General features: G+C 33.8%; 13 protein-coding genes. 4 read left to right on the top strand and 9 right to left on the bottom strand.

Going from position 1 to position 23,756, the window contains the following annotated elements; genetic code table 11:
- Positions 1-142: 142 nt before the first annotated feature.
- Positions 143-1,192, bottom strand: coding sequence for an outer membrane beta-barrel protein (locus ACNQF8_RS09470; protein ID WP_417952301.1), 1,050 nt, complete (start codon positions 1,190-1,192; stop codon positions 143-145).
- 1,011 nt (positions 1,193-2,203) lie between these two features.
- Here ACNQF8_RS09470 and ACNQF8_RS09465 point away from each other — a divergent pair.
- Positions 2,204-2,683 carry a hypothetical protein gene (locus ACNQF8_RS09465; protein ID WP_417953348.1) on the top strand — a complete coding sequence of 160 codons (480 nt, stop codon included), beginning with the start codon at positions 2,204-2,206 and terminating at the stop codon, positions 2,681-2,683.
- 138 nt (positions 2,684-2,821) lie between these two features.
- On the opposite strand, the gene ACNQF8_RS09460 is transcribed toward ACNQF8_RS09465, so the two are convergent.
- The 4 genes from ACNQF8_RS09460 to ACNQF8_RS09445 form a co-directional block, all read right to left on the bottom strand.
- Complete coding sequence (locus tag ACNQF8_RS09460) at positions 2,822-4,174, bottom strand: NAD-dependent succinate-semialdehyde dehydrogenase (RefSeq protein ID WP_417953349.1); 1,353 nt, start codon at positions 4,172-4,174, stop codon at positions 2,822-2,824.
- 254 nt (positions 4,175-4,428) lie between these two features.
- On the bottom strand, positions 4,429-6,495 hold the full coding sequence (locus tag ACNQF8_RS09455; RefSeq protein WP_417983496.1) for a response regulator: 2,067 nt from the start codon (positions 6,493-6,495) through the stop codon (positions 4,429-4,431).
- 289 nt (positions 6,496-6,784) lie between these two features.
- Positions 6,785-7,741, bottom strand: coding sequence for an aldo/keto reductase (locus ACNQF8_RS09450; protein WP_417953350.1), 957 nt, complete (start codon positions 7,739-7,741; stop codon positions 6,785-6,787).
- A 159-nt stretch (positions 7,742-7,900) separates the two neighbouring features.
- Positions 7,901-8,308, bottom strand: a complete 408-nt coding sequence (locus ACNQF8_RS09445; protein ID WP_315210313.1) for a DUF1573 domain-containing protein — start codon at positions 8,306-8,308, stop codon at positions 7,901-7,903.
- A gap of 173 nt (positions 8,309-8,481) precedes the next feature.
- On the opposite strand from ACNQF8_RS09445, the gene ACNQF8_RS09440 reads away from it, so the two are divergent.
- Both ACNQF8_RS09440 and ACNQF8_RS09435 read left to right on the top strand, forming a co-directional pair.
- Entirely contained in the window at positions 8,482-9,741 is a 1,260-nt protein-coding gene (locus ACNQF8_RS09440; protein ID WP_315210309.1) for a sensor histidine kinase, read from the top strand.
- The gene (locus ACNQF8_RS09435; protein WP_417952307.1) at positions 9,741-10,433 is read left to right on the top strand and encodes a response regulator transcription factor; all 693 of its coding nucleotides are present in this window, start codon (positions 9,741-9,743) and stop codon (positions 10,431-10,433) included. The genes ACNQF8_RS09440 and ACNQF8_RS09435 overlap by 1 nt, the downstream gene beginning before the upstream one ends.
- Positions 10,434-10,479: 46 nt before the next feature.
- Here ACNQF8_RS09435 and ACNQF8_RS09430 read toward each other — a convergent pair whose 3' ends face one another.
- From ACNQF8_RS09430 to ACNQF8_RS09415, 4 genes are all read right to left on the bottom strand, one after another.
- Entirely contained in the window at positions 10,480-12,021 is a 1,542-nt protein-coding gene (locus ACNQF8_RS09430) for an acyl-CoA carboxylase subunit beta (protein WP_417952308.1), read from the bottom strand.
- Between the two features lie 3 nt (positions 12,022-12,024).
- A complete protein-coding gene (accC, locus tag ACNQF8_RS09425) occupies positions 12,025-13,467 on the bottom strand; it encodes an acetyl-CoA carboxylase biotin carboxylase subunit (protein ID WP_417953351.1) in 1,443 nt (480 codons plus the stop codon).
- Between the two features lie 4 nt (positions 13,468-13,471).
- The gene (locus ACNQF8_RS09420; protein WP_315210298.1) at positions 13,472-13,957 is read right to left on the bottom strand and encodes an acyl-CoA carboxylase biotin carboxyl carrier protein subunit; all 486 of its coding nucleotides are present in this window, start codon (positions 13,955-13,957) and stop codon (positions 13,472-13,474) included.
- Positions 13,958-14,057: 100 nt separating this feature from the next.
- Positions 14,058-16,256, bottom strand: coding sequence for a B12-binding domain-containing radical SAM protein (locus ACNQF8_RS09415; protein ID WP_417953352.1), 2,199 nt, complete (start codon positions 16,254-16,256; stop codon positions 14,058-14,060).
- A 231-nt stretch (positions 16,257-16,487) separates the two neighbouring features.
- On the opposite strand from ACNQF8_RS09415, the gene ACNQF8_RS09410 reads away from it, so the two are divergent.
- Positions 16,488-23,696, top strand: coding sequence for a T9SS type B sorting domain-containing protein (locus ACNQF8_RS09410; protein WP_417953353.1), 7,209 nt, complete (start codon positions 16,488-16,490; stop codon positions 23,694-23,696).
- Positions 23,697-23,756: the final 60 nt, after the last annotated feature.

The following is a 23,756-nucleotide window of genomic DNA, read 5'->3' as shown; positions in this document are numbered from 1 at the left end:
TTGTTACCAATAATGCATAAATCATTCAACCTTTTGTGGCTGCATTACAAAAATAGCTGTAGCTAGTAAAATCTAAACAAAAAAAAACTGCCAAAATACTTGAAAGCATCTTGGCAGCAAAAAAAAAAATATTATTTAAATACTAGAACGAATAAGTAGTCGCCAGTAATGCATATGCTGTTAAACCTTTTGGAGCTGCATCACTATTTGTAAAAATATCTTCTGAAGCTGTGTCAACACGGAACTCAGGAATAATAGTCAAGTTTCCTACTTTGTAGTTTAGTGATAAAGTATTACCTACAACACTAGTTCCAGCAAGTGAACCAAGTCCCGCAGTAGCATCTTTGGCATCTAAATACTCTAATCTGTAAGCTAAGCTTAATGATTCTTTCAATGCGAAATTAGCATATCCAACTAAAGCAAACCATTCTCCATCCAAAGAACTATCAAAGTCATTGTTAGTCATTGCATAAGTACCGTTGAATCCTAAAGAGAATGAATCACTCACTTTTTTCGAACCTACAAAATCAAATTGTGTTTTGTTCTCATCAGAAGCAGGATTACTACTTCCAGAAGTAACATTGAAATACGCACTTCCAGTGTCACCAACATAACCTAGTTGACCTATGAACGTTTTTTGGCTTGAACCCGCTTCAATTGTTGTTTTGAAATCTGTTGGATTTGAAACCCCAGCCATAAAAGTGAATTTTCCAGAGGTATATTGCGCTTTTACTCCGGTATTAAAGAACGGACCATACGTAAATGCATAAGACATACTGTAGTTTTTATTGTCTACAGCGTCCAATAATTCATATCCCACATGAGTTCCAAAACTACCTGCAGTAACTTTAAATTTATCTGAAAACTCGTAAGTGAAATTCAATTGTTTAATCATGAAAGTTGAAGCACCATCATTATAAGCAAATTGAGCAGCTCTGTTCCCAAACCCTAAATCAACAAAAACAGATGCTTTCCCCATTTTATGAGACGCTTCGATAGAGGCCATCCCTAACTCAAAAGAATTGTGAGAATTTGTGAAACTGGTCAAACTGTTGTCTACACCAGAAAAATCATATTTGTAATATGCATCAGCAGATCCTGCAAAAGTAGTTGAAGGTGCGACTGGAGCGTCTTGTGCGAAAGTTAAACTTGTTGTTAGCAATAATGCTAAAATAGCTAGGTTTTTTTTCATCTTTAATTTGTTTTAATTAGTAATCTAGTTTGGTTATTATTTTGGTCTTAGTTTATACGGTTTAAAAATTCTAATACTTATAATCAAGAAAACTGCTTTGAAATGCACTTTTTTTAATGTGAAATTTTCTTGTTTCTGAAGCGAATTTATTAACTTTTATTTCACTTGAATTACTATTTGGCACTTTTTTGCCTTGTTTTGAGAAGAATTATTAATAACGAAAAATGAATAAAAAATAATGGATATTCCGTATTTTAAAGTATCAATTTTAAAAATTCAATAATGAGTTTTTACACAACACCCCCTATTTTTTTAAGATAAATATCTAAAATAAAATTTTAAAATCATTTTTTAACGTGATTTTTATAAAAAAAAATACACATACCCCCAATAATAAATACACTTAAATTTTTTTAATATGATTAAAAAAAAAACACAACTTCATTGATTTTTTTTAACTAAGAAATCTATATCCAACAATTTCATCTTTAAAAATACAATTTACACCACATTGAAAAAGCAACTGAATCAACACTTATAAAAAACTACATCCCATTATTATTAACACTTATTTTATGAAAATTTTAATTGTGTAAAGATTCCTTTTTTAGTACATTTAAAACATGTTTCGTTTAGTACTTAAAATCTCCTTTTTACTTGTATTCCTCACTTTTTCCATAATTTGGGTAAGTGACAAACTTTCAATACTTATTCATGAGAAGCAATACGATTTTTATGAACTAACCGAAAACAATACTGAAGAAAACAATGTAGAGAGTAAACTAAAACTACTTTTTATTGATTCAATTGAAATTTTTAATTGTTTCGAATATTACTCTCTTAATAAAACCCGAATTAATTCTTTCGATTTATTTGTAGTCAAAGAGTTTGCTTTAAAAAATTTCACTCCTCCGCCAGAAATTATATAGTCCTTATTTTTTAATAAAAACATTATTAATATATGTCCCAATTTAAAAATGGGATCATACACCTTTACTATTATCTAAACACATGAAAAATTTATTTATAGCCTTCACTATTTTATTTACCACATCATTAATTGCGCAAACACATCAAATTATCAAACATGATGGAGAAACAATTAATATAAACTTTATTAAAACAGCAAATAATTTAGTGTACTACACTTTACCTCAAAGCGCTGAAGAAAAGACAATCAGTCAATATGCAGTGGCACAATTGAACCAAAAATCAATAAGTGATTCTAAAATCTTATCTGAAAAAATTCAACTGAATGGAAAATCAGATTATAAAAAAGTTATTATACTAAAAAAACACCAAACTATTGGATTGAAAGAATCTGGCATGATTACCAGTTTTTACGAAGGAACGAAAGGAGAATCTCCATTATCGTTTTCTGATAACGGTGAGAAACGATTAAAACAAAATGCCGCGCTCAAAGGATCTCAATTTATTGTTATTCTTTCCAATAAACCAAAAGATTTAAAGGCGGTCATTTATACCTATTAATAAAAAGGCAAATCAAGTAACAAATTTATAGATTGACCTTTCATAAATAGAAATAGATTGAATAAAAAAATCGAGGACAGATTTGTATACACACAATTACTGTTCTCGATTCTTTATTATAATATGTCCTAAATACAATTATTCTATAATCAATGATTTCATATTCATAAATTCTTTGATTCCTATTGTACCTAATTCTCTTCCGTAACCTGATTTTTTAATCCCTCCAAATGGAACTCTGGAATCTGATCGTACTAATGAATTCACAAACACATTTCCCGCTTCTATTTTTCGTGCTAGTCTGTACGCATTTTCACGGTCTTCAGTCCAAATTGCAGAAGCCAATCCATATCTATGATTATTGGCAATAATTATAGCATTATTTTCATCCTTAGCTCTAATAATAGTTGCTAGCGGTCCAAATGTTTCTTCCTGAAAAGCAATATTATTTGAATCAACAAAATCAATTAGCGTTGGTTGAAAATTACAATTTTCCCATTCCCCGCCTACTATTAATTTTGCTCCTTGTTGCAGTGATTTATCCAATTGATTTGCTAATTTCTCCGCTAAATCAAGCCGAGCCAGCGGTCCCATATTAATTCCTTCCTGTAATGGATTTCCTTGTTGCAATAATTTTATTTTTTGAGTAAAAAGCGACGTAAATTCATCCGCTACTTTCTCTGTAACAATAAATCGTTTGGCACAAATACAAGCCTGACCTGCATTTAGCATTCTTGATTGCGTCGCAACAGTTGCCGCTTTTTCAAGATTTGCATCATGCAAAACTATAAAAGCATCTGAGCCTCCCAATTCCAAAACAGATTTCTTGATATGCTTTCCTGCCAATGAAGCTACAGATGAACCCGCCATTTCACTTCCGGTCAAAGTAACTCCATGAACAATATCTGATGCAATTACACTTTCGACCTGAGGAATATCAATTGTAATTTGTTGAAAAATACCATTAGGAAAACCAGCTTCCAAAAACGCGTTCTCAATAGCTTTAGCACAACCAATAACGTTTGGCGCATGTTTTAAAAGAGTCACATTACCAGCCATAATTGCCGGAGCCGCATAACGCAGCACTTGCCAAAAAGGATAATTCCAAGGCATTATTGCAAAAACAGCTCCCATTGGATCATAAACTGACATGCTTTTGAAAGGAGTATCATAATATTCATCTTTCAGCATTTTTTCAGCATTTTCAGCATAAAAATCACAGTTTCCAGCTGACTTTTCTACTTCAGAAATACTTTCAGATAGCACTTTACCCATCTCATTGGTTATTAACAATCCTAACGCTGCTTTGTTTTCCCTCAGAATGTTAGCTAACTTTTTCATCATATCAGCTCTTTGCCCAAATGTGGTTTGCCTCCAATTTTTAAATGCTCGCTCAGATAATTGCAGTTTTTGATTCAATTGCGCATTCGTCAATACCTCGTGTTCAGCTATAATTAGTTGTGTAAACGGATTTATCGATTTAAAAACCATGTGTTTGTAATTTAAATTCTTTGAAATATAAATGTTAGAAAATTAAGCAGCAGTTCTAAATCATTTCAAACATTGATTAACGATTCACGCACGCTTAGTAATGTTTTAAATCTAGTAAAAATACAGCTATAAATGAGAGGAAAAGTTTAAAAAATCGCAAGAGTGAAAGAAGTCAGATTCTAAAAATTTCGAAAACATTAGAAATCAGCAAAGAGAGCACAATCAAAAGTATACAAGTTTAAATACCCTAAACTTTATTTATTAATTCCCATAAAAACAGTATCCAACATTTCGAATACTTTTTCCTTATCCAATGGTTTTGTAATACAGTCCATAAAACCAAATTGCATCATTTTTTCTTTATCTTCAAATGAGGCATAAGCAGTTTGGGCAATAACTGGAAGTTCTGGTTTTATTTCTTTTATTTTTTCGAAAGCTTGATAGCCGTCTAAAATAGGCATTTTTATATCCATAAACACCAAAGTAATGTTTGGATTTTCTGTACAAATATCTACAGCTTCTTGTCCGTTTTTAGCTCTTAGAACGGTATGATTTCTTGATTCAATAATTTTTTTCAACAGCATAAAATTAATGGTATCATCTTCTGCGACTAAAATAATTTCATTATCATAGTTCCTGTAAAAAGATTTTACTTTTTTGGGTTTTATTGCTTTTTTCGTTTGATCAAATTTTAATGGTATAGTAAATAAAAAAACTGAACCTAACCCAATTGTAGAGCGCACTGATATCTCTCCGCCCAACATTTCTACGTAAGCTTTTGTAATTGATAAACCCAATCCTAATCCAGATAATTCCACAGATCCATCACCTTCAATTCTTCTAAACCTATCAAAAATTACTTTTAAATAATTTTCGCTGATTCCCATACCTGAATCTTCTATCTTAAATTCTAAAACTTCTTTTTCGTTGTTTATTGAATATCCAAAAGCAACAAAACCTCTATCAGTAAATTTTAACGCATTAGTGATTAAATTAACGATAATCTGTTTCAGTTTTGTTTCATCTGTTAGAATATTCCCTTGAAGTTTCTCTGGATTTTCAAGAATATAAAATTGAATTTCTTTGTCTTTAGGAATCGTAATCTTGATGGAATTATACAATTCTGTGATACACTTTTCTACATCTAATCCTTTATAATTAGGCATAATTTGTTTTGCATCAATCTTAGACATTTCGATAAGGTCTTCAATAATTGAAACCAGACTGCTACCACTGTTTTTTATAATTTTCAAATATTCTAACCTCTCCTTTTCTTCTAAATTTGTATCATGCAGTAAATCACTAAATCCCATTATAGCATTCATGGGTGTTCTGATTTCATGTGATAAATTAGCCAAAAAAGAGGATTTTAAGGTATCACTTTCTTCTGCTTTTTGCTTGGAAATTTCTAGTTGTTTCCGTTGATTGCTGTTTTCTTCAAATAGGTTTCCAATGTATCCAAACTCTCCATCGGACCTTTTTAAACTATTTATTGAATTTGTATTACCCGTTTCCAGAATGCTTTTAATTAACTTTAATGGATTATAAACCCATCTTTTAGTATAATAAACGTAGACAAAAATGTTTATCAAGGAAACCAGAACAACAATAAAAAGAATCTCTTTTGTGTTCCTGTAATTTAAATTGAAAGGTCTTTTAAAAAGTAATCTGACTACATCTTCATTTTTCCAATCTTTTAGATCTAAGCCAACAGTAACAAAATCGTCTTCATTTGCAATTACATAATCGTTTGAAGCCAAGTAAACTTTTGAGCTGCTTATGTTCCCTAAAGTATTCAAAAAAGATTCATCTAAAAGTCTTGCCGTAAAAAAATATCCGGAAGGCTTGGTTTTATTCTTTTTAGGATCATTAGAAGGGTGAATGGTTGCTCCAAAAACTTCAACAATACCTTCTGGAATTTTTATATAAAATCTTTTAAGTTTAGACTTATAAAGAATAGCCATCATCTCTTTTGGGATAAAATCAAAGCTTTTAATCTTAGAAGAAACTGTTTTATTGATTATTTTTTTATCTAAACCGTAAATACCAATATAATCAGCTTCATACGATTCAAATTCACTTAATATATATTTATTATACCACTTTTCATCTTTTGTTTTTGTAAAATGAACCAACTCATTCCAATAGGTAACATCAATAATAGTGGCTGTTGCCGTTTTAGAGTTAAGTCTAAACAAGGACTTAACTTCCTTATCGTACTGATTATAAGTAGTTTTGTAAAAATTACTTTCTTCTTGAACGGTATAAAGATAAAGCGAGATGTAAATTAGAAAAAAGAAAATACTTGTCGAAATTATCAACAAAAGTAGTTTAGAATACGTATTTAAATTAATCAATCTCTTCATGGAATAAACTCGAATAAAAAGAAGTAGAACTAAAATGCACCACGCATTTTGTAAGATATATCACTTTTTTTCTGTAGCGCAAGTTAGCCTTTTTTATTATAAAAAAAAATTCCATCCGTTTAAACCGATGGAATTCATTATAATAAAGGTTTATTTATCAACACTATACTTTTGCAAAAGCGACTAAACCTTGGTTTTTGGGTCTTCAAAATCTATATTTCTACTTTTGTTCAAATTTTTCAAATTATCCCAAAATATTTCCAATTTCCAATAATTCGGATGTGGAGAAATCCAGATTTTGTAAACTTTCAATATTATTATTTAATTGACCTACGGAACTGGCTCCAATCAAAACAGAAGTGATTCGGTTGTCTTTTAATAGCCAAGCCAAAGCCATTTGTACCAATGATTGGTTTCTCTGTTGCGCGATAGTATTCAGTTGGATGATTTTTTGAATTCTTTCCGCCGAAACATCATCTGTTTTTAAATGACCATTTGGATTAGAAGCTCTTGAATTTTCCGGAATCCCTTTCAAGTATTTGTCCGTTAAAAGTCCTTGTGCCAAAGGAGAGAAAGCAATACACCCCACTCCTTTTTCTTCGAGAACATCTAATAAACCCGCTTCAGGTTCTCGCACAAACATCGAATATTTCACCTGATGGATCAAGCAAGGTGTTCCCAATCGTTTCAAGATTTCAGTAGCTTCCTTAGTTTGTTCTGCATTATAATTCGAAATTCCTGCATACAATGCTTTTCCGCTCTGTACGGCATAATCCAAAGCCATCATGGTTTCCTCCAAAGGCGTTTCCGGATCAAAACGATGCGAATAAAAAATATCTACATATTCTAAATTCATACGCTTCAAGCTCTGGTCTAAACTCGATAACAAATATTTTCGGGAACCCCAGTCACCATAAGGACCGTTCCACATGGTGTAACCAGCTTTGGTCGTAATCACGATTTCATCACGCAGGTTTCCTTGAAAATTATTTTTCAGTATTTCCCCAAAATTAGTTTCAGCTGAACCCGGAACTGGACCATAATTATTGGCCAAATCAAAATGGGTAATTCCTTTATCAAAAGCGGCTTTGACAATGTTCTCTCCATTTTCAAAATTATCCACCGAACCGAAGTTGTGCCATAATCCTAAAGAAATTTGTGGCAGTAACAAACCACTTTTTCCACATCTGTTGTATTTCATTTTTTTAATTTAAAAAAGGAAAGATAAACATTTTATTTAAAAATGATTTATCTAAAAACCATCACATTACAATCAAAGACAAATTCAGATTCAACTACAAAAAAACTCGATTTATCTAAGACAAATCGAGTTTTCAACATTATAAATAACTTTTAAAACCTAAATAACAATTCCTTTAAGTGTCAATACTTTTGGTGTTGTTTCAACATTTGTTGTAACTGTAACTGTTTTTGTAAAAGCACCTTTATTAGCTGCATTGTATGTTGCGGTAACCTTTCCTGATTTTCCTGGAAGAATTGGCGTTTTGGTATAATCTGTTGCCGTACAACCGCAAGAACCTTTGACGCTGGTGATTATTAATGTAGTTTTTCCTGTGTTTTTAAATTCATAATTAATGGCTTTTGGCGTGTTTTGAGGAATTTGACCAACATCTATACTTTCACTTTTCCATAAAATGGACGAAGCAACAGACGAAACTTTTGACGTCAAAGCATTTGCTGGGGCGATAGCTGAAAATGACATTAATCCTAGAGTTAATGCCAACATTGAAATTTTAATAATTTTCATAATTTGATTTTTATAATAGTTAAATAATAGATTATTTCATTTGAACATACCAAAAGTAGATTAGAAAATTTTCACTTCCTGTTAAGCGGTTTCAAATGTTTGTTAACGACTTGTTAATGGTTATATTTGAATGTAATTTTGATTAATATTACACTTTCTAAACTCATTTTTACTTGAAAATAAACAAACTCAATAGTATCATTATTCTTGGAATCATTGCCATCGTTGGTATTCTGGTGGCACAACTCCTTTGGACCAAAGAAGCTTTTACTATTGAGGAAAAAAAATTCAGCCAAAAAACACATATCGCCTTACTTGAGGTTGCCAAAAAATTATATCAAGGTACCAACCACGATTTACCCACAGAAAATCCGGTAAAAAAAATATCAAATGATTATTATGTAGTGAATATTGATAATGATTTTGAACCCGAAATTTTAGAATTCTATTTAAAATCTGAATTCAAGAAAATGAATCTCACTACCGATTTTGAATATGCTATGTACAATTGCCAAAGCGATGAAATGGTGTATGGAAACTATATTTCTTTATCGGACAAATCAAAAGGAAAACAATCTATTTATTTCCCAAAACATAAAAATTTAGTATATTATTTTGCCATTCGGTTCCCCAATGAAACCACTTATTTGTTTAGTTCATTACGTTTTTGGTTTGTACTTTCAATGGTGTTAATCCTAATTTTACTGATTTATGTTTATTCGATTTTTACGCTTTTACAGCAAAAAAAATATTCCGACTTGCAACGGGATTTTATTAATAATATGACGCATGAATTCAAGACGCCGTTATCATCAATTTTGATTGCTTCCAATTATTTAATCAAGCAAGACCCCATCAAAAAGGATAAAAAACTCTACACCTACGCTGAAATTATTATCAATCAAAGCAATAAACTAAACCTGCATATTGAAAAGATTTTGACAATAGCCAAATCCGATTATTCTCCTTTGGAATTGAATACAGAAAACATTGCGATAGTTCCGATAATTGAAAATGCTATTGAAAATATCAAACTAAAATATCCTGAAGTTACAACAACAATCAAATCAGATTCGTCTGATTATACAATAATTGCAGACTCCTTTCATTTCAATAATTTGGTTTACAATCTCCTAGACAATGCCGCAAAATACTGTAATGGCAAACCCGAAATTGTCATCCGATTATCAAAAGAAAATCACGTGCTAAAGCTTGAATTTATTGATAATGGAATCGGAATTCCCAACAAAAACCTCTCTTTCATATTCGATAAGTTTTACCGAATTCCAAGTGAGAAAAGTAATGAAGTCAATGGTTTTGGATTGGGTTTGTATTACGTAAAGAAGATTTGTAATTTACATCATTGGAAAATTAACGCCACCAATAATCTCGAAAAAGGCATTACCCTAACCATTTTAATTCCAAATAAATAATGAGTACTTCCAGAATTCTTTATGCCGAAGACGATGCGACATTAGCATTCCTTACCAAAGATAATTTGGAGCAAAACCATTATGAAGTGACACATTGTTGCGATGGAAAAACAGGTATGGAAATTTTCAAAAAAGGCGATTTCGACATTTGCATTCTGGATATTATGATGCCAAAAATGGACGGATTCGAATTAGCAACTGAAATTAGAAAGGTTAATATTGATATTCCTATTATATTCCTTTCGGCAAAAACCTTAAAGGAAGATCGCATCAAAGGATTGCGTTTGGGCGCCGATGATTATCTTGTAAAGCCTTTCAGTATTGAAGAATTAATCCTAAAAATAGAGGTTTTCCTGAAACGTTCCCATAAAAACAATACTGCTGATAAATCGATTTATGAAATTGGAAAATACCAATTTGACACCAAAAATTTTATTTTATACAACGAAAACGAAAAAATATCCCTCACGCAACGCGAATCCGAACTCTTGAAATTATTTCTGGACAATAAAAATACAGTTCTGAAACGGGAACAAATCCTAACTTCACTTTGGGGCGACGACGATTATTTTATGGGACGCAGCCTGGATGTTTTTATTTCTCGCTTGCGCAAAATTTTGATTAATGAAAAAGGAATCGCAATAGAAAATTTACACGGGATTGGGTTTCGATTTGTATTAGAAACATCATAATAAAAAAACCACCTTCATCAGGTGGTTTTTCAATTCTTGTAAAATGCTACAAAGGAATGTTTCCATGTTTTCTATTAGGAGTAATGCTTTCTTTATTTTCGAGCATACTAAAAGCTTTTATCAATTTACGTCTTGTGTCTTGCGGTAAGATTACCTCATCTACAAAACCACGTTGTGCTGCTGTATAAGGATTCGCAAACAAATCGGCGTATTCCGCTTCTTTTTCCAAGAGTTTCGCTTCATGATCTTCGGCTTCGTTAATTTCTTTCTTGAAGATAATTTCTGAGGCTCCTTTGGCTCCCATCACGGCAATTTCAGCAGTTGGCCAAGCAAAATTCATATCGGCACCGATGTGTTTCGAGTTCATTACATCATATGCACCACCATAGGCTTTACGTGTAATTACAGTCACTCTTGGCACAGTTGCTTCACTTAAAGCGTATAACAATTTCGCTCCGTGAACGATAATTCCGTTCCATTCTTGATCCGTTCCCGGTAAAAATCCTGGTACATCCACTAAAACTAATAACGGAATATTAAAACAATCACAAAAACGAGTAAATCGAGCCGCTTTTTTTGAACTGTTAACATCGAGACAACCCGCTAAAATCATCGGTTGGTTAGCTATAATTCCAATGCTTTTTCCTCCCAATCGAGCAAAACCCACCAAGATATTTTCGGCATAATTTTTATGAATTTCAAAAAAGGAATCTTCGTCAATAATTCCACCAATCACCTCGTGCATATCGTACGGTTTGTTTGGATTATCCGGAATAATGGTCGCTAATTTGGTACGAACTTCATCATTTAGTTCATAAGGTAAATTATGTGCTTTTTCTTTGTTGCTTTGTGGTAAATAACTCAACAAGCGCTTCAAATCTTCCAGACACTCCACATCATTAGTAGAAGTAATGTGCGCCACACCAGATTTAGTTGAATGCGTACTTGCACCACCCAATTCCTCCGAAGTTACGGTTTCATTGGTTACAGTTTTCACCACATTCGGACCTGTTACGAACATGTAACTGGTATCTTCAACCATCATCGTAAAATCAGTCATTGCAGGAGAATAAACGGCTCCACCGGCGCAGGGTCCCATAATTGCAGAAATCTGTGGAATAACTCCAGAGGCTTGTACGTTTCTATAAAAAATATCAGCGTAACCACCCAAAGAACGAACACCTTCCTGAATACGTGCTCCACCAGAATCATTTAGTCCAATCATGGGCGCTCCCATTTTGACTGCCATATCCATAACTTTACAGATTTTCTCAGCATGGGTTTCAGATAAAGAACCTCCAAAAACCGTAAAATCCTGAGCGAAAATATAAACTAATCTTCCGTTTATAGTTCCATATCCTGTGATGACTCCATCGCCATAATACAGTTCTTTTTCCATTCCAAAATCAGACGTTCGGTGCGTCACCAACATCCCTATTTCTTCAAAAGAACCTTCGTCCATCAAATAATTGACGCGTTCTCTAGCGGTTAGTTTTTTATTCGAATGTTGTTTTTCGATACGTTTTTTACCGCCACCCAAATGAGCTTCGGCAATTTTATCGTTTAATACTTTTATTTTAGAATCCATAATTTACTGAATTGGTAAGCGTACGATTTTTTGATCTTCAAAATATTGTTTCATTGCCACAAGAGCTGCAATTTCGGCTTCTTGCGCTATTTGGTTTTTTAACATTTCGGCACTGTAGTAATTCTTCACGAAATGCGTGTCAAATTTTCCGGAACGAAACGCCTCGTGTTCAAAAACAAATTTCCCAAAAGGTAATGTTGTCTGAGCTCCTTCTACATGATAATTTTCAATGGCCTTAATCATAATTTGAATCGCTTCTTCTCGGGTTTCTCCAAAAGTGATCAATTTGGCCAACATCGGATCGTAATAAATAGGAATATCCATGCCTTGCTCAAAACCGTTATCTACACGAATTCCTTCACCGATAGGCAATTGATATACATCCAAATGACCCACACTAGGTAGAAAATCATTCATAGGATCTTCGGCATAGACACGCAATTCCATCGCATGTCCTTTTATTTTCAAGTCTTCTTGCTTGATTGTTAATTCTTCGCCTCGAGCTACTCTGATTTGCAGCTCGACTAAATCAGTTCCAGTAATTAATTCGGTAACGGGATGTTCCACTTGCAAACGCGTATTCATCTCCAAGAAGTAGAAATTATTATTTTCGTCCAATAAAAATTCAACAGTTCCAGCTCCTAAATAATCACAGGATTTAGCTACCAAAACGGCTGCTTCTCCCATTTTTTTACGCAATTCCGGTGTTAAAACGGAAGAAGGAGCTTCTTCAATTACTTTTTGGTGACGACGCTGGATGCTGCATTCTCTTTCGAATAAATACAGTACATTACCGTGACTGTCTGCCATAACCTGAATTTCGATATGTCTTGGCGAACCCACATATTTTTCGATAAAAACCGAACCATCTCCAAAAGCAGCAATCGCTTCACTAATGGCGCGATCCATTTGAGATTCAAAATCAGCTTCGCTTTCTACCACACGCATTCCTTTTCCTCCACCACCTGCTGAAGCTTTAATCAGAATTGGAAAACCAACTTCCTTCGCAATGACTTTTGCTTTTTCGACATCCGTAATGGCTTCATCAAAACCGGGAACCATTGGAATATTGTATTGCTTAACGGCATCTTTCGCCGCTAATTTACTTCCCATGATTTTTATCGCTTTCGATTTTGGACCAATAAAAATGATATTATTTTTTTCGGCTTCTTCAGCAAAATCTGCATTTTCACTCAGGAAACCGTAACCAGGATGGATGGCATCCACATTTAAAGATTTAGCAACTTCTATAATTTTACTACCTAATAAATAGGATTGACTTGAAGGAGCTTCTCCAATCCAAACGGCTTCATCAGCAAATTTTACGTGCGGTGCATTTCTATCGGCAGTTGAATAAACTGCTACAGTTTTAATGCCCATTTTTTGTGCGGTTTTCATCACCCTAATGGCGATTTCCCCTCTATTGGCAACTAATATTTTTTTCATAGTCTTATTCAAATTCAATTAACAACTGTCCTTTATCTACTGCATCTCCCATAGCAACCGAAATCGATTTGATAATACCATCACGAGGAGAAAGGAAACTGTTTTCCATTTTCATAGCGCCAAGAATTATTAAATTGTCGTTTTCTTTTACCTCTTGTCCCACCACAACACTAATTTCCAGAATCAATCCGGGCATAGGTGCTTTGATAAAATTGACTTGTTTGGTAAGTCCCGTTTCGAATCCCATTTCCTTAATCAAAATATCCAAAGGATTTGAAATGGCAACGGTGTAGGTGTTGTTGTTTACCTTAACAGTGTAGTTTTTTTGAAGAAAATCAGAAGTGACGATTTCCGCTTGATAAGGTGTGTTTTCGTGTAAAATATGGAACTTGTTAGTCTCCACACTTACTGCATCCAGTTGTGAAACACTTTCCTTTTCCAAATCAAAATGAAAAGTGTCGTTTACATTAACTTTATAACCAATACTCATTTGTTTCTATTTTAGAATCGTAAAAATAAGTAAAAGAAAACGTTTTCGTAAACCTAAAATTAAATTTTATGCTAAATAGATATAGTTATATGAAATAAATTTATAAGACTAATAATCCAAACTCTCTAAGGGTTTTAATTGGCTTTGAGTACCAAAACAATTCAAAATCTTCCAATTGTATTTCGAAATCAGCTTTAATTTCTTGGTAATTATAAATTTTAGCATTCGAAACAGAAATTTTTTGCAGCATTTCTACCAACCATTCTCCTTCCTTTTTATTAGTTTGAATGGAGAAACTTTCTTTCTTATCATGAAAAGTCAAAGTCATCATTTCCCAAGAATTTCCTTTCTTGGATTTGGTAAAATGTTCTACAAATGGCCTCCCACCCAACCAAACGATTTTAGCCGTAGGTTTGATATTGAAATCATCGTCTTCTTGCAAAGCATCAAAAATAAAATCGGGAGAAATTTTAGACTTTGGAATTTTAAATTCAAACCAATCCTGCAATTCGTAATCAAAACAGATTCCGTGCATGAAGTTGAACAAAGATTTCTTAAGTCCAAAACTGAATTTATCATGATCGATTCCTGTTGAATCGGTATAATTAATATCGTTATTAGCGAAAGTTCCAATCGCTTCGGTTTCCTTTACCACACCAAATTTCTCTGGATACAAGCCAACAGGACTGTGAGCGGTCATCGCAAACTGGTGCCAAAATCCGGATTGCAATACACCAACTTCAAATAATTGACGCACCATTTCGAGACTGTCCACCGTTTCCTGAATGGTTTGTGTAGGATAACCGTACATCAAATAGGCATGAACCATAACGCCTGCTTCGGTAAAATTCCGAGTGACTTTCGCTACTTGTTCCACCGTAACACCTTTATCTATTAGTTTTAATAATCTGTCCGAAGCTACTTCCAAACCACCAGAAACCGCAATACACCCGGAAGCTTTTAGAAGCAAACACAAATCTTTAGTAAAGCTTTTTTCGAATCGAATGTTCGTCCACCATGTCACTGCTAATTTCCTGCGGAGGATTTCAAGAGCCAAAGCGCGCATCAAAGCCGGAGGAGCCGCTTCATCTACAAAATGAAATCCGTTCTCGCCTGTTTGGGCTATCATTTCCTCCATTCGATCGCACAATAAATTGGCTGCAACGGGTTCGTAAATTTTTATATAATCCAATGAAATATCACAAAACGTACATTTCCCCCAATAGCAACCGTGCGCCATGGTAAGTTTGTTCCACCGGCCATCGCTCCACATACGGTGCATGGGATTCACAATTTCGATAACCGAAATATATTTATCCAAAAGCAAATCCGAATAATCCGGAGTTCCCACTTGCGATTGTTTGTAATCGTGTTTTAGTGAATTATTTTTGTAAACTACTATTCCATCTTCTAAAAGGAAAGTCCTTTTATAGGAATTGTAACCTGGTTTTTCAATATTGGAAATTAATTCTTCAATTGGTGCTTCGCCATCATCCAAAGTAATAAAATCGAAAAACTCAAAAACGCGTGCATCTGAAAGCGAACGCAGTTCCGTATTGGGAAAACCACCACCCATTGAAATTTTGATGTTTGGATGATGCTTTTTCACCCATTGTGCGGAACGAAAAGCAGAATATAAATTACCTGGAAACGGAACCGAAATCAGGAATAATGTAGGTTGAATGGTTTCTATTTTTTCTTTTAGAATCGAAAGGAGAACAGTATCAATATACGTTGGCTCTTGCTGCAAGGCTTCGTACAGCTCGTCAAAAGAATTGGCACTTCGTCCCAAACGTTCCGCATAGCGGCTGAAACCAAAATTAGCATCAACACATTCCACAATAAAATCGGAGATATCTTCGAGATATAAAGTCGCCAAATGCTTCGCTTTGTCCTGTGTTCCCATGGTTCCAAAAGCCCAATCCAATTCTTCGAGCTGAGCAAATCGAGACGCCTCCGGCAAGAAATCTTCTTGACAAATTTGAAGCGCCAATGTTGGATTTTTCCCTTGTAAAAAAGCAATGACAGGATCTATAGTTTTAAGGTATTCATCTTGCAAAGCGTAAATACGTTTCGAATTATCTGAGACTTCTCCAAAGTTAAATTTTAAACTTGCGACTTTAAACAAATTTTCAAGTCCTTCTTTCGAAAACAATTTCAAAATCACTTCGATACCCAAATCCGCCTGAACAGACTCAATGTTTTTAGTATTCAGAAACCCTTTGATATATGCGGTTGCCGGATACGGTGTATTCAGTTGGGTAAAGGGCGGCGTGATTACGAATAATTTGGTTTTCAAGAGGAATTGTTTTGTGCAAAAATAAGGGATATTTATTGTTTTTCAACAAAAGAAACAACTTGCAGTTATTCGAGTAAAATCAAGAAATTAATTGAATTTAATCTCTTGAAAAACAATGTCATTTCTGCATTTTGGCCCTAACGATTTCAAATATAAAATTCATACAAAAATTAATATCTTTCCTGCTAAAACCCTGATTTTTTATTTACTTTTGTGTACAAAATTCCCACAATGAAGCTTAAAGTCCTACTGCTGTTTATTTTATTTCACCAAAGTATTGTTGTTTTTTCTCAAGAAACTAATCCAAATTTATCCAATAAAATTTTATTGGAGGATAAAAATGGTCATTTAATTCAAACTTTGGATGAGCAAAACGAGTTTTTGAAAATTCGGGAAGAAAAAAGGAAAAAAGAAATCCTGAATTTAAAAAAAGTAAATCTGAATTTGAAAACAACAGCTACACAACAAGCTGTAGAAATGTGTACCAATGGAAGTTTCGAACAATATGAGACTATCAGTGGAAGTAGTTCCCTCAAGAATTTTTTTTATACCATAGGTGATCCTCCTGGACCAACGCAATGCCGCTCTATTACCAATACCGCCAATTCATACATCAATCGGTATGACCCTAATAATATGGATATCATGGCAACTGGTGTGTCTTCAAATTTGGTTGATCCTTATATGGGAGATATAAAAGCATTCGATCAATATGCCCTTAAAATTAATTATGAGAACTCATCTACTTATGGCTCTATTGTTCAGGGCAAAAGGTTTAAAACTAATAATGAAAATTATCTAAAATTCAACTACAAAGCAGTATTACAGAGTGTATATGACAATAGTCACACTGACAATCAAGCATTTGTAAAAGCACGGATTTTAGATAAAAACGGTGTTGTTGTAAATGAATTTTGTTTGGTAGGTGACGAAAAAAATTGCATTTTCACCAAAGTTCCGAGTCAAACTTCTTCTTACGTCACTTTGTATACTGCCAATTGGCAATCTGGAATACTGGATATTTCATCTATACCTAACAACGAAGAATTTACCGTGGAATTTATGGCTTCAAGATGTGGATTGGGTGGACATTTCGGATATATGTATGTAGATGATATTTGCTTACTGCATTCTACAGAAAATTTACAAGGATCTGTAGAACTAGATCCTTTGGATAAAGTTTGCCCTAGTTTACCGATTTCCGTGTGTGGAAATTACACCATTCCTAATTCTGGCGGAATTTCTTCATCGGTAAAAAAAATTACTTTAAATGTTTATAACAGTAATAACGTATCAGTTTATAGTACATCTACAACCTCAAGTTTAGACACAACAAATAAAAAGTTTTGTTTTACATTGAAGGCCACTGATTTTCCTAATAGTACCAATGCAAATTATAATGTTGGAGTACAAGTAGATTATGATATTTCTGGAACTTCTTGTGCCGGAACTACATTTAATTCGGCCACAGATCCTGATGCGAATTCTGGTTGGGATATTTCTTTTTTAAATTGTACTTCAAGTTGCAATATTAATGTAACAACAGCAAAGGTATCTCAGTGTGATGCAAATCGTGACGGAAGCGAAAATTTTGATTTATCTAAATTAAATTCTTTGGTGGTAACTTCAACTACAGGTTTAAATTTTAATTATTACAAAAATTACAATGATGCGGAAGCTAACTTGAATGCAATCACCAATTTCTCAAGTTATCCAAGTTCAAGCACTTCTATTTTTGTTAGAGTGAGTAAAGATGTCACTTGCTACAAAATAATTTCTGCAAGTTTGGAGGTAAGAAATCCAACGGTAAATATTACAGGTATTCTAAATGTATGCTCAGGAAGCACTGTATTAACAGCTTCTTCAGGATCATCCTATCTATGGAGTACAGGAGGCACTTCGCAAAGCATTACAGTAACTTTGACAGGAAATTATTCTGTTACTGTTACTGATTCTTTTGGATGTAGTAGCAATGCTAGTGTTTCTATAGAACCTAGCCAGACTGCTGTTTCACCAATTTTGCAAATCACTCAACCTTCGTGTTTTTCTACCACAGGAAGTATAAAAGTAACCTCAGCTGCATCACAATATAGTTTTGATGATGGTTCAACTTGGAGTACAAACGACACAAAGAGTAATTTATCTCCCGGTACGTATTTAGTAAAAATAAAAACCATAAATGGATGCACTTCTTATTCTCAAAGTGTAACCATTACAGCTGTCTCAACTTCATATCCAAATTATAATTATACCAATCCACTATTTTGTGGAGACGCAGGTACTATTTCTATTACTACGCCATCTGCATATTATAGCTTTGATGATGGTGTAACTTGGGTAAATTATGCTACTGCCACCAATCTTTTGCCTGGGAATTATAAAATTCGTATAAAAGATTTACAGGGTTGTATTTCTTCGGCCAACAATGTACTTATTAGTAGCAATACGTTAGAAACTCCATCTTATACTTTGCTACATCCTGCATGTAATGTAGCCGGAAACATTACCATTAATACTATTTCAGATTTTTATACTTTTGATGGAGGTACAACTTGGGTTACGAGTAACACCATGAGCAATTTAAGCACCGGAAGCTATTCTTTAGGAATCAAAAATGCTTTAGGTTGTACTTCCAATTATACCTACGTTTATTTAAATGATTTTCAATATTCCTATCCTGAATATACTGCAGAGCAACCCGTTTGCGGAAGTAATGGAAGCATTACTATTACTACAGTTGGAGATTCCTATAGTTTTGATGATGGTGTAACTTGGACTAACAATAACGTAGCAAATTTACCCTATGGAAACTATCCTGTAAAAGTAAAAAATAGTGCAGGATGTATTAGCGCTGCTAATTATGTTTATTTATACCAACCCTACTTGTCTACACCAATTATTAGTATAAAACAACCAACCTGTGGTGTAAATGGAAAAATCACTGTTAATTCATTATCAGATTCTTACAGCTTTGACGATGGAGTAACTTGGACGACCCTCAATAATAAATCACTGCCTCCAGGGTATTACAACATAATTATAAAAAATAGCATTGGTTGTACTTCCTATCCAACTGGTGTTTATTTAAACAATCCAAATATAGCGGAACCTACTTTTACTGTCATTCAGCCAACTTGTACTACTGCAGGAAGTATTACAATAAATACAATTGCAGATTTTTACAGCTTTGATGGGGGGTATACTTGGGGAACCACTCCTACATTATCAAATATTAATTCTTATGGATATTACAACATTTCCATAAAAAATAGTCTAGGATGCGTATCACAGAATATAGGTATCCCGATTAATACCCCTAGTCTTCCAGATCCCGATTATACAGTTACTAATCCAAGTTGCGGAAATATTGGTAATATTACATTCAACAGCACTGCAGATTACTATAGTATAGATTATGGCACAACCTGGAGTACAAATACTATTTTTAACAATTTAAGCCCAGGATATTACTATCTATTGGTAAAAAAAGCGGATTGTACATCCAAATATATTTCTGTTTATTTGGATTCAACTCATTTAGCACCACCAAAATACACGATCGTCCAACAAGCTTGTGGTACAAAAGGCTCCATCACCATCACCACTACTGCAGATTTGTATAGTATTGATGGACAAACTTGGGTTACAAGTCCTACTTTTTCAAATCTTTCTTCTGGCTATTATTACCCTTCCATAAAAAATGCCCAAGGTTGTATTTCTAACTCTAATTCTGCAAATATTCAAACTTTTTATCTTCCTAATCCTACTTTTACAACAACACAACCCACTTGTGGAAACGGAGGAAGCATAACTTTTACTACTACTGCAGCACAATACAGCATAGATGGAGGTAATTCATGGAATACCAATCCTGTCTTCACTAATCTTAATTCTAGTTCTTATTATTTAGTGGTAAAAAATGCTGATGGATGTACTTCTTATCCTTATAATACTTACGCAAATTTAAATCCATATTATTTGCCAAATCCAGATTTCACATACGTTCAACCAACTTGCGGTACCAATGGAAGCATTACTATTGCAACAGTTGTAGATTCATATAGTTTTGATGGTGGTAGTTCTTGGACAACAAACCCCACCCTTACTGGGCTAACGTCGGGATATTACAATATTGTTATAAAAAATGCAACTGGCTGCAAATCTTATGGCATATCGATATACATTAACCCTTTTTATCTTCCGAATCCAAATGTAAAAGTGATACAACCAAGTTGTGAAAATGGAGGAAGTATTACCATCACTACACCTGCTGATCAATATAGTTTTGATGGAGGTACAACTTGGACTACCAATCCTATTTTACTAAATCCAACATCATCATCTTATACTATTGTTATTAAAAATACAGCTGGTTGCAAATCACAGTCACAATACTACTACATTAATAAATATTATTTACCCACACCAAATGTAACTTCCATTCAGCCAACTTGTAGTTCTCCTTACGGGACTATAATAATAAATACTACTGCAGATCAATACAGTTTTGATAATGGTTTAACTTGGACTACAAATCCCATAAAGAAAAATCTAGCTGGCGGTTCATATACTGTAGTAATAAAAAACACATTAGGTTGTATCTCTTACGGGAGTTATGCCTATATTGACATACCGCCTGCCATTCCTCCAGCACCCGCTGTACAGATTGTTCAGCCCTCTTCTTGCGGAGCAACTGACGGTAGCATAACCATAACTACAACGGCACTAAGTTATAGTTTCAATGATGGAAACAGCTGGACAACAAATCCAACAAAAATAAATGTAGGAGCTGGTACGTACATTATTAAAATCAAAACAAATTCTTATAGTTGCGAATCATCAACAACAGTTGTAAATTTAAGTTCAGGTACTACAATTGCTGCTCCTGCTTATACTTCAACCCAGCCGAATTGTAGCTCTGCAAAAGGTTCTATTACTATTACCACAACTGCTGCAACATATAGTTATGACAATGGATTAACCTACGTTTTTTCGAATACAAAGACGGATCTTTCTCCAGGAATTTATTTTATAAAAATTAAAAATTTAGCTGGTTGCGTTTCTGATGCTGCCACAGTCACTATTTCAACATTATCTGCACTTCCTGCTCCTGCCTACAAAGCAAGTCAACCAGATTGTACCAACTTTACAGGATCACTATCCATCGATACCGTTGCCGATTTATATAGTTTTGATAACGGAATCACGTTTGGAACTTCAAACACAAAATCCAATGTAGCACCAGGAACATATAATTTAATGATTAAATATAATTCTGGCTGTATTTCTCTTAGCGCACCTGTTACCATAGATGCTGCACCCACAATTCCAGCAGCACCACAAGTTGTAGTTACAAATCCTATTGGTTGCACATCATCAACAGGTAGCATTATGGTTTCTACTGTTGCAAATCTATATAGTTTTGATGATGGTTTAACTTGGAATACGAGCAATACTGCTAGTTTATCTCCTGGAAATTATTTAATCCGAATAAAATATACAAATGGTTGCCCTTCGATTGCTTATGCTGCAACAATCAATCCACCTCCAAACGCACCTTCAATTCCAATCTTAAACGTTTCTCAACCTGTGAGTTGTAGTAATCCGTTTGGTTCTATTTCCATTACAAGTGCCGCTTACCAGTATAGTTTTGACAATGGCGCAAATTATTCGACCAATCCAATTTCAGGAAATTTAGCAGCTGGGACCTATTTAGTTCGGGTTAAGAATAGTAGCGGTTGCGAGTCTGTATCATTATCTGTAAAAATTAATCCTCCAACTGATTATCCCGTAAATCCTAAATTTACAACTATTCAGCCAGACTGTAATAATCTTAAAGGGACTATTATAATTACCGATATTGCATCAGAATATAGTTTGGACAATGGAGTTACTTGGAAAACAAATGCGATGCAATCAAATCTTGATCCTGGAACATATTATATAAAAGTAAAAAATAGCATTGGTTGTATTTCAAATGCTACCACAGTTATACTAATTCCTTTTACAAATTTTACTCCGAAACCTACATTAACAAATCCTCAAAGCTTCTGTATCCAACAAAATGCAACGTTAAGTTCAATTGCAATTACGGGTCAAAATATAAAATGGTACGTCGCTCTAACAAGTGGAACACTTTTATCAGACACAACTCCATTACAAAACGGAATCACTTATTATGCCTCGCAAACTATTAATGGTTGCGAAAGCGAAAGAATTCCAGTTCTTATAAACATCCAAAATACACCTGCTCCAACTGGAAATGCAAATCAAAGTTTTTGTACGACTCAAAATCCTACGGTAAGTTCAATTTTAATTTCGGGTAACGACATAAAATGGTATAATAGTATTGGAGTTCTTTTGTCCAATTCAACTTCTTTACAAGACGGCGTGACCTATAATGCAACTCAAACAGTATATGGTTGCGAAAGTTTGAGCAAAATAGCTGTTACTATTTCGCTAATAAACACTTTACCCGCAAATAATTATGAAGAATTGTTTTGTGATGATTTGAATGACGGTTCTGAAAAAGTAAATTTATCAGACTATAATTCAAAGCTAATTTCAAATACTATAGGATATACATTTTCTTATTACTCAACTAGTTTAGATGCCGAAAATCAATTAGCAGCCAATCAAATTACTACCTTTTCAAATTATAACTTAGTCGTAGGTGAAAACAAAATCTACGTTCGAATCAACTCGAATACGCCTTGCTATGCTGTTGCTGAATTAAAACTAACTCTCCTCTCAAAACCAATGATTTCAATTCAGGACATTGTACCCATTTGCGAAAACAATACTATTATAGTGCATGCAGATGCCGGTTATGACAGCTATTTATGGTCAAATGGAGCAACAACACCATCCATAATGGTATCAACTCCCGGTAATTTTTCAGTAACAGTTACCAATAATTACAGTACAATTTCTTGTTCCAGCACGAAGAATTTTGAAGTAAAAAAATCAAATAGTGCAACAATTACAGCTATTGAGACCAAAGACTGGACTAATAATGAGAATACAATCACCATTTTTGCATCAGGTGCAGGTGATTTCGAATATTCAATTGACGGTATACATTTTCAGGACAGTAATCAATTTTCAGCATTGTATAGTGGCGCATATACCGTACACGTCAGGGATAAGAATGGTTGCGGAACCGCCACAGATGATGTCTTTTTATTGATGTACCCAAAATATTTTACCCCAAACGGAGATGGCTTTAATGATACTTGGAATATTAAATTTTCAGATTTGGAAACTAACTTGACTATAAAAATATTTGACCGTTATGGAAAATTAATCACAGAATTAATCCAAACCGGATCTTGGAACGGAACCATAAATGGAAACGAACTTCCTTCCGATGATTATTGGTTTTTAGTAAATAGAGCTGATGGAAAAGAACACAAAGGACATTTTAGTTTAAAGCGATAATTACTAATTTCCTAAACATATCTTAAACCAAAAAAACATAACTTTACTTTTTCTTACTTT

Origin of the sequence: Flavobacterium labens (assembly GCF_048286755.1) — a bacterium.
Classification (GTDB): Bacteria; Bacteroidota; Bacteroidia; order Flavobacteriales; family Flavobacteriaceae; genus Flavobacterium.
Note: the sequence above shows the minus strand (reverse complement) of the source record. Positions and strands in the feature narration are given on the sequence as shown.

Coding starts and splice junctions, on each gene's coding strand:
- ACNQF8_RS09470 (WP_417952301.1), bottom strand. CDS start 1,192: ATGAAAAAAAACCTAGCTATTTTAGCATTATTGCTAACAACAAGTTTA.
- ACNQF8_RS09465 (WP_417953348.1), top strand. CDS start 2,204: ATGAAAAATTTATTTATAGCCTTCACTATTTTATTTACCACATCATTA.
- ACNQF8_RS09460 (WP_417953349.1), bottom strand. CDS start 4,174: ATGGTTTTTAAATCGATAAATCCGTTTACACAACTAATTATAGCTGAA.
- ACNQF8_RS09450 (WP_417953350.1), bottom strand. CDS start 7,741: ATGAAATACAACAGATGTGGAAAAAGTGGTTTGTTACTGCCACAAATT.
- ACNQF8_RS09445 (WP_315210313.1), bottom strand. CDS start 8,308: ATGAAAATTATTAAAATTTCAATGTTGGCATTAACTCTAGGATTAATG.
- ACNQF8_RS09435 (WP_417952307.1), top strand. CDS start 9,741: ATGAGTACTTCCAGAATTCTTTATGCCGAAGACGATGCGACATTAGCA.
- ACNQF8_RS09430 (WP_417952308.1), bottom strand. CDS start 12,021: ATGGATTCTAAAATAAAAGTATTAAACGATAAAATTGCCGAAGCTCAT.
- accC (WP_417953351.1), bottom strand. CDS start 13,467: ATGAAAAAAATATTAGTTGCCAATAGAGGGGAAATCGCCATTAGGGTG.
- ACNQF8_RS09420 (WP_315210298.1), bottom strand. CDS start 13,957: ATGAGTATTGGTTATAAAGTTAATGTAAACGACACTTTTCATTTTGAT.
- ACNQF8_RS09410 (WP_417953353.1), top strand. CDS start 16,488: ATGAAGCTTAAAGTCCTACTGCTGTTTATTTTATTTCACCAAAGTATT.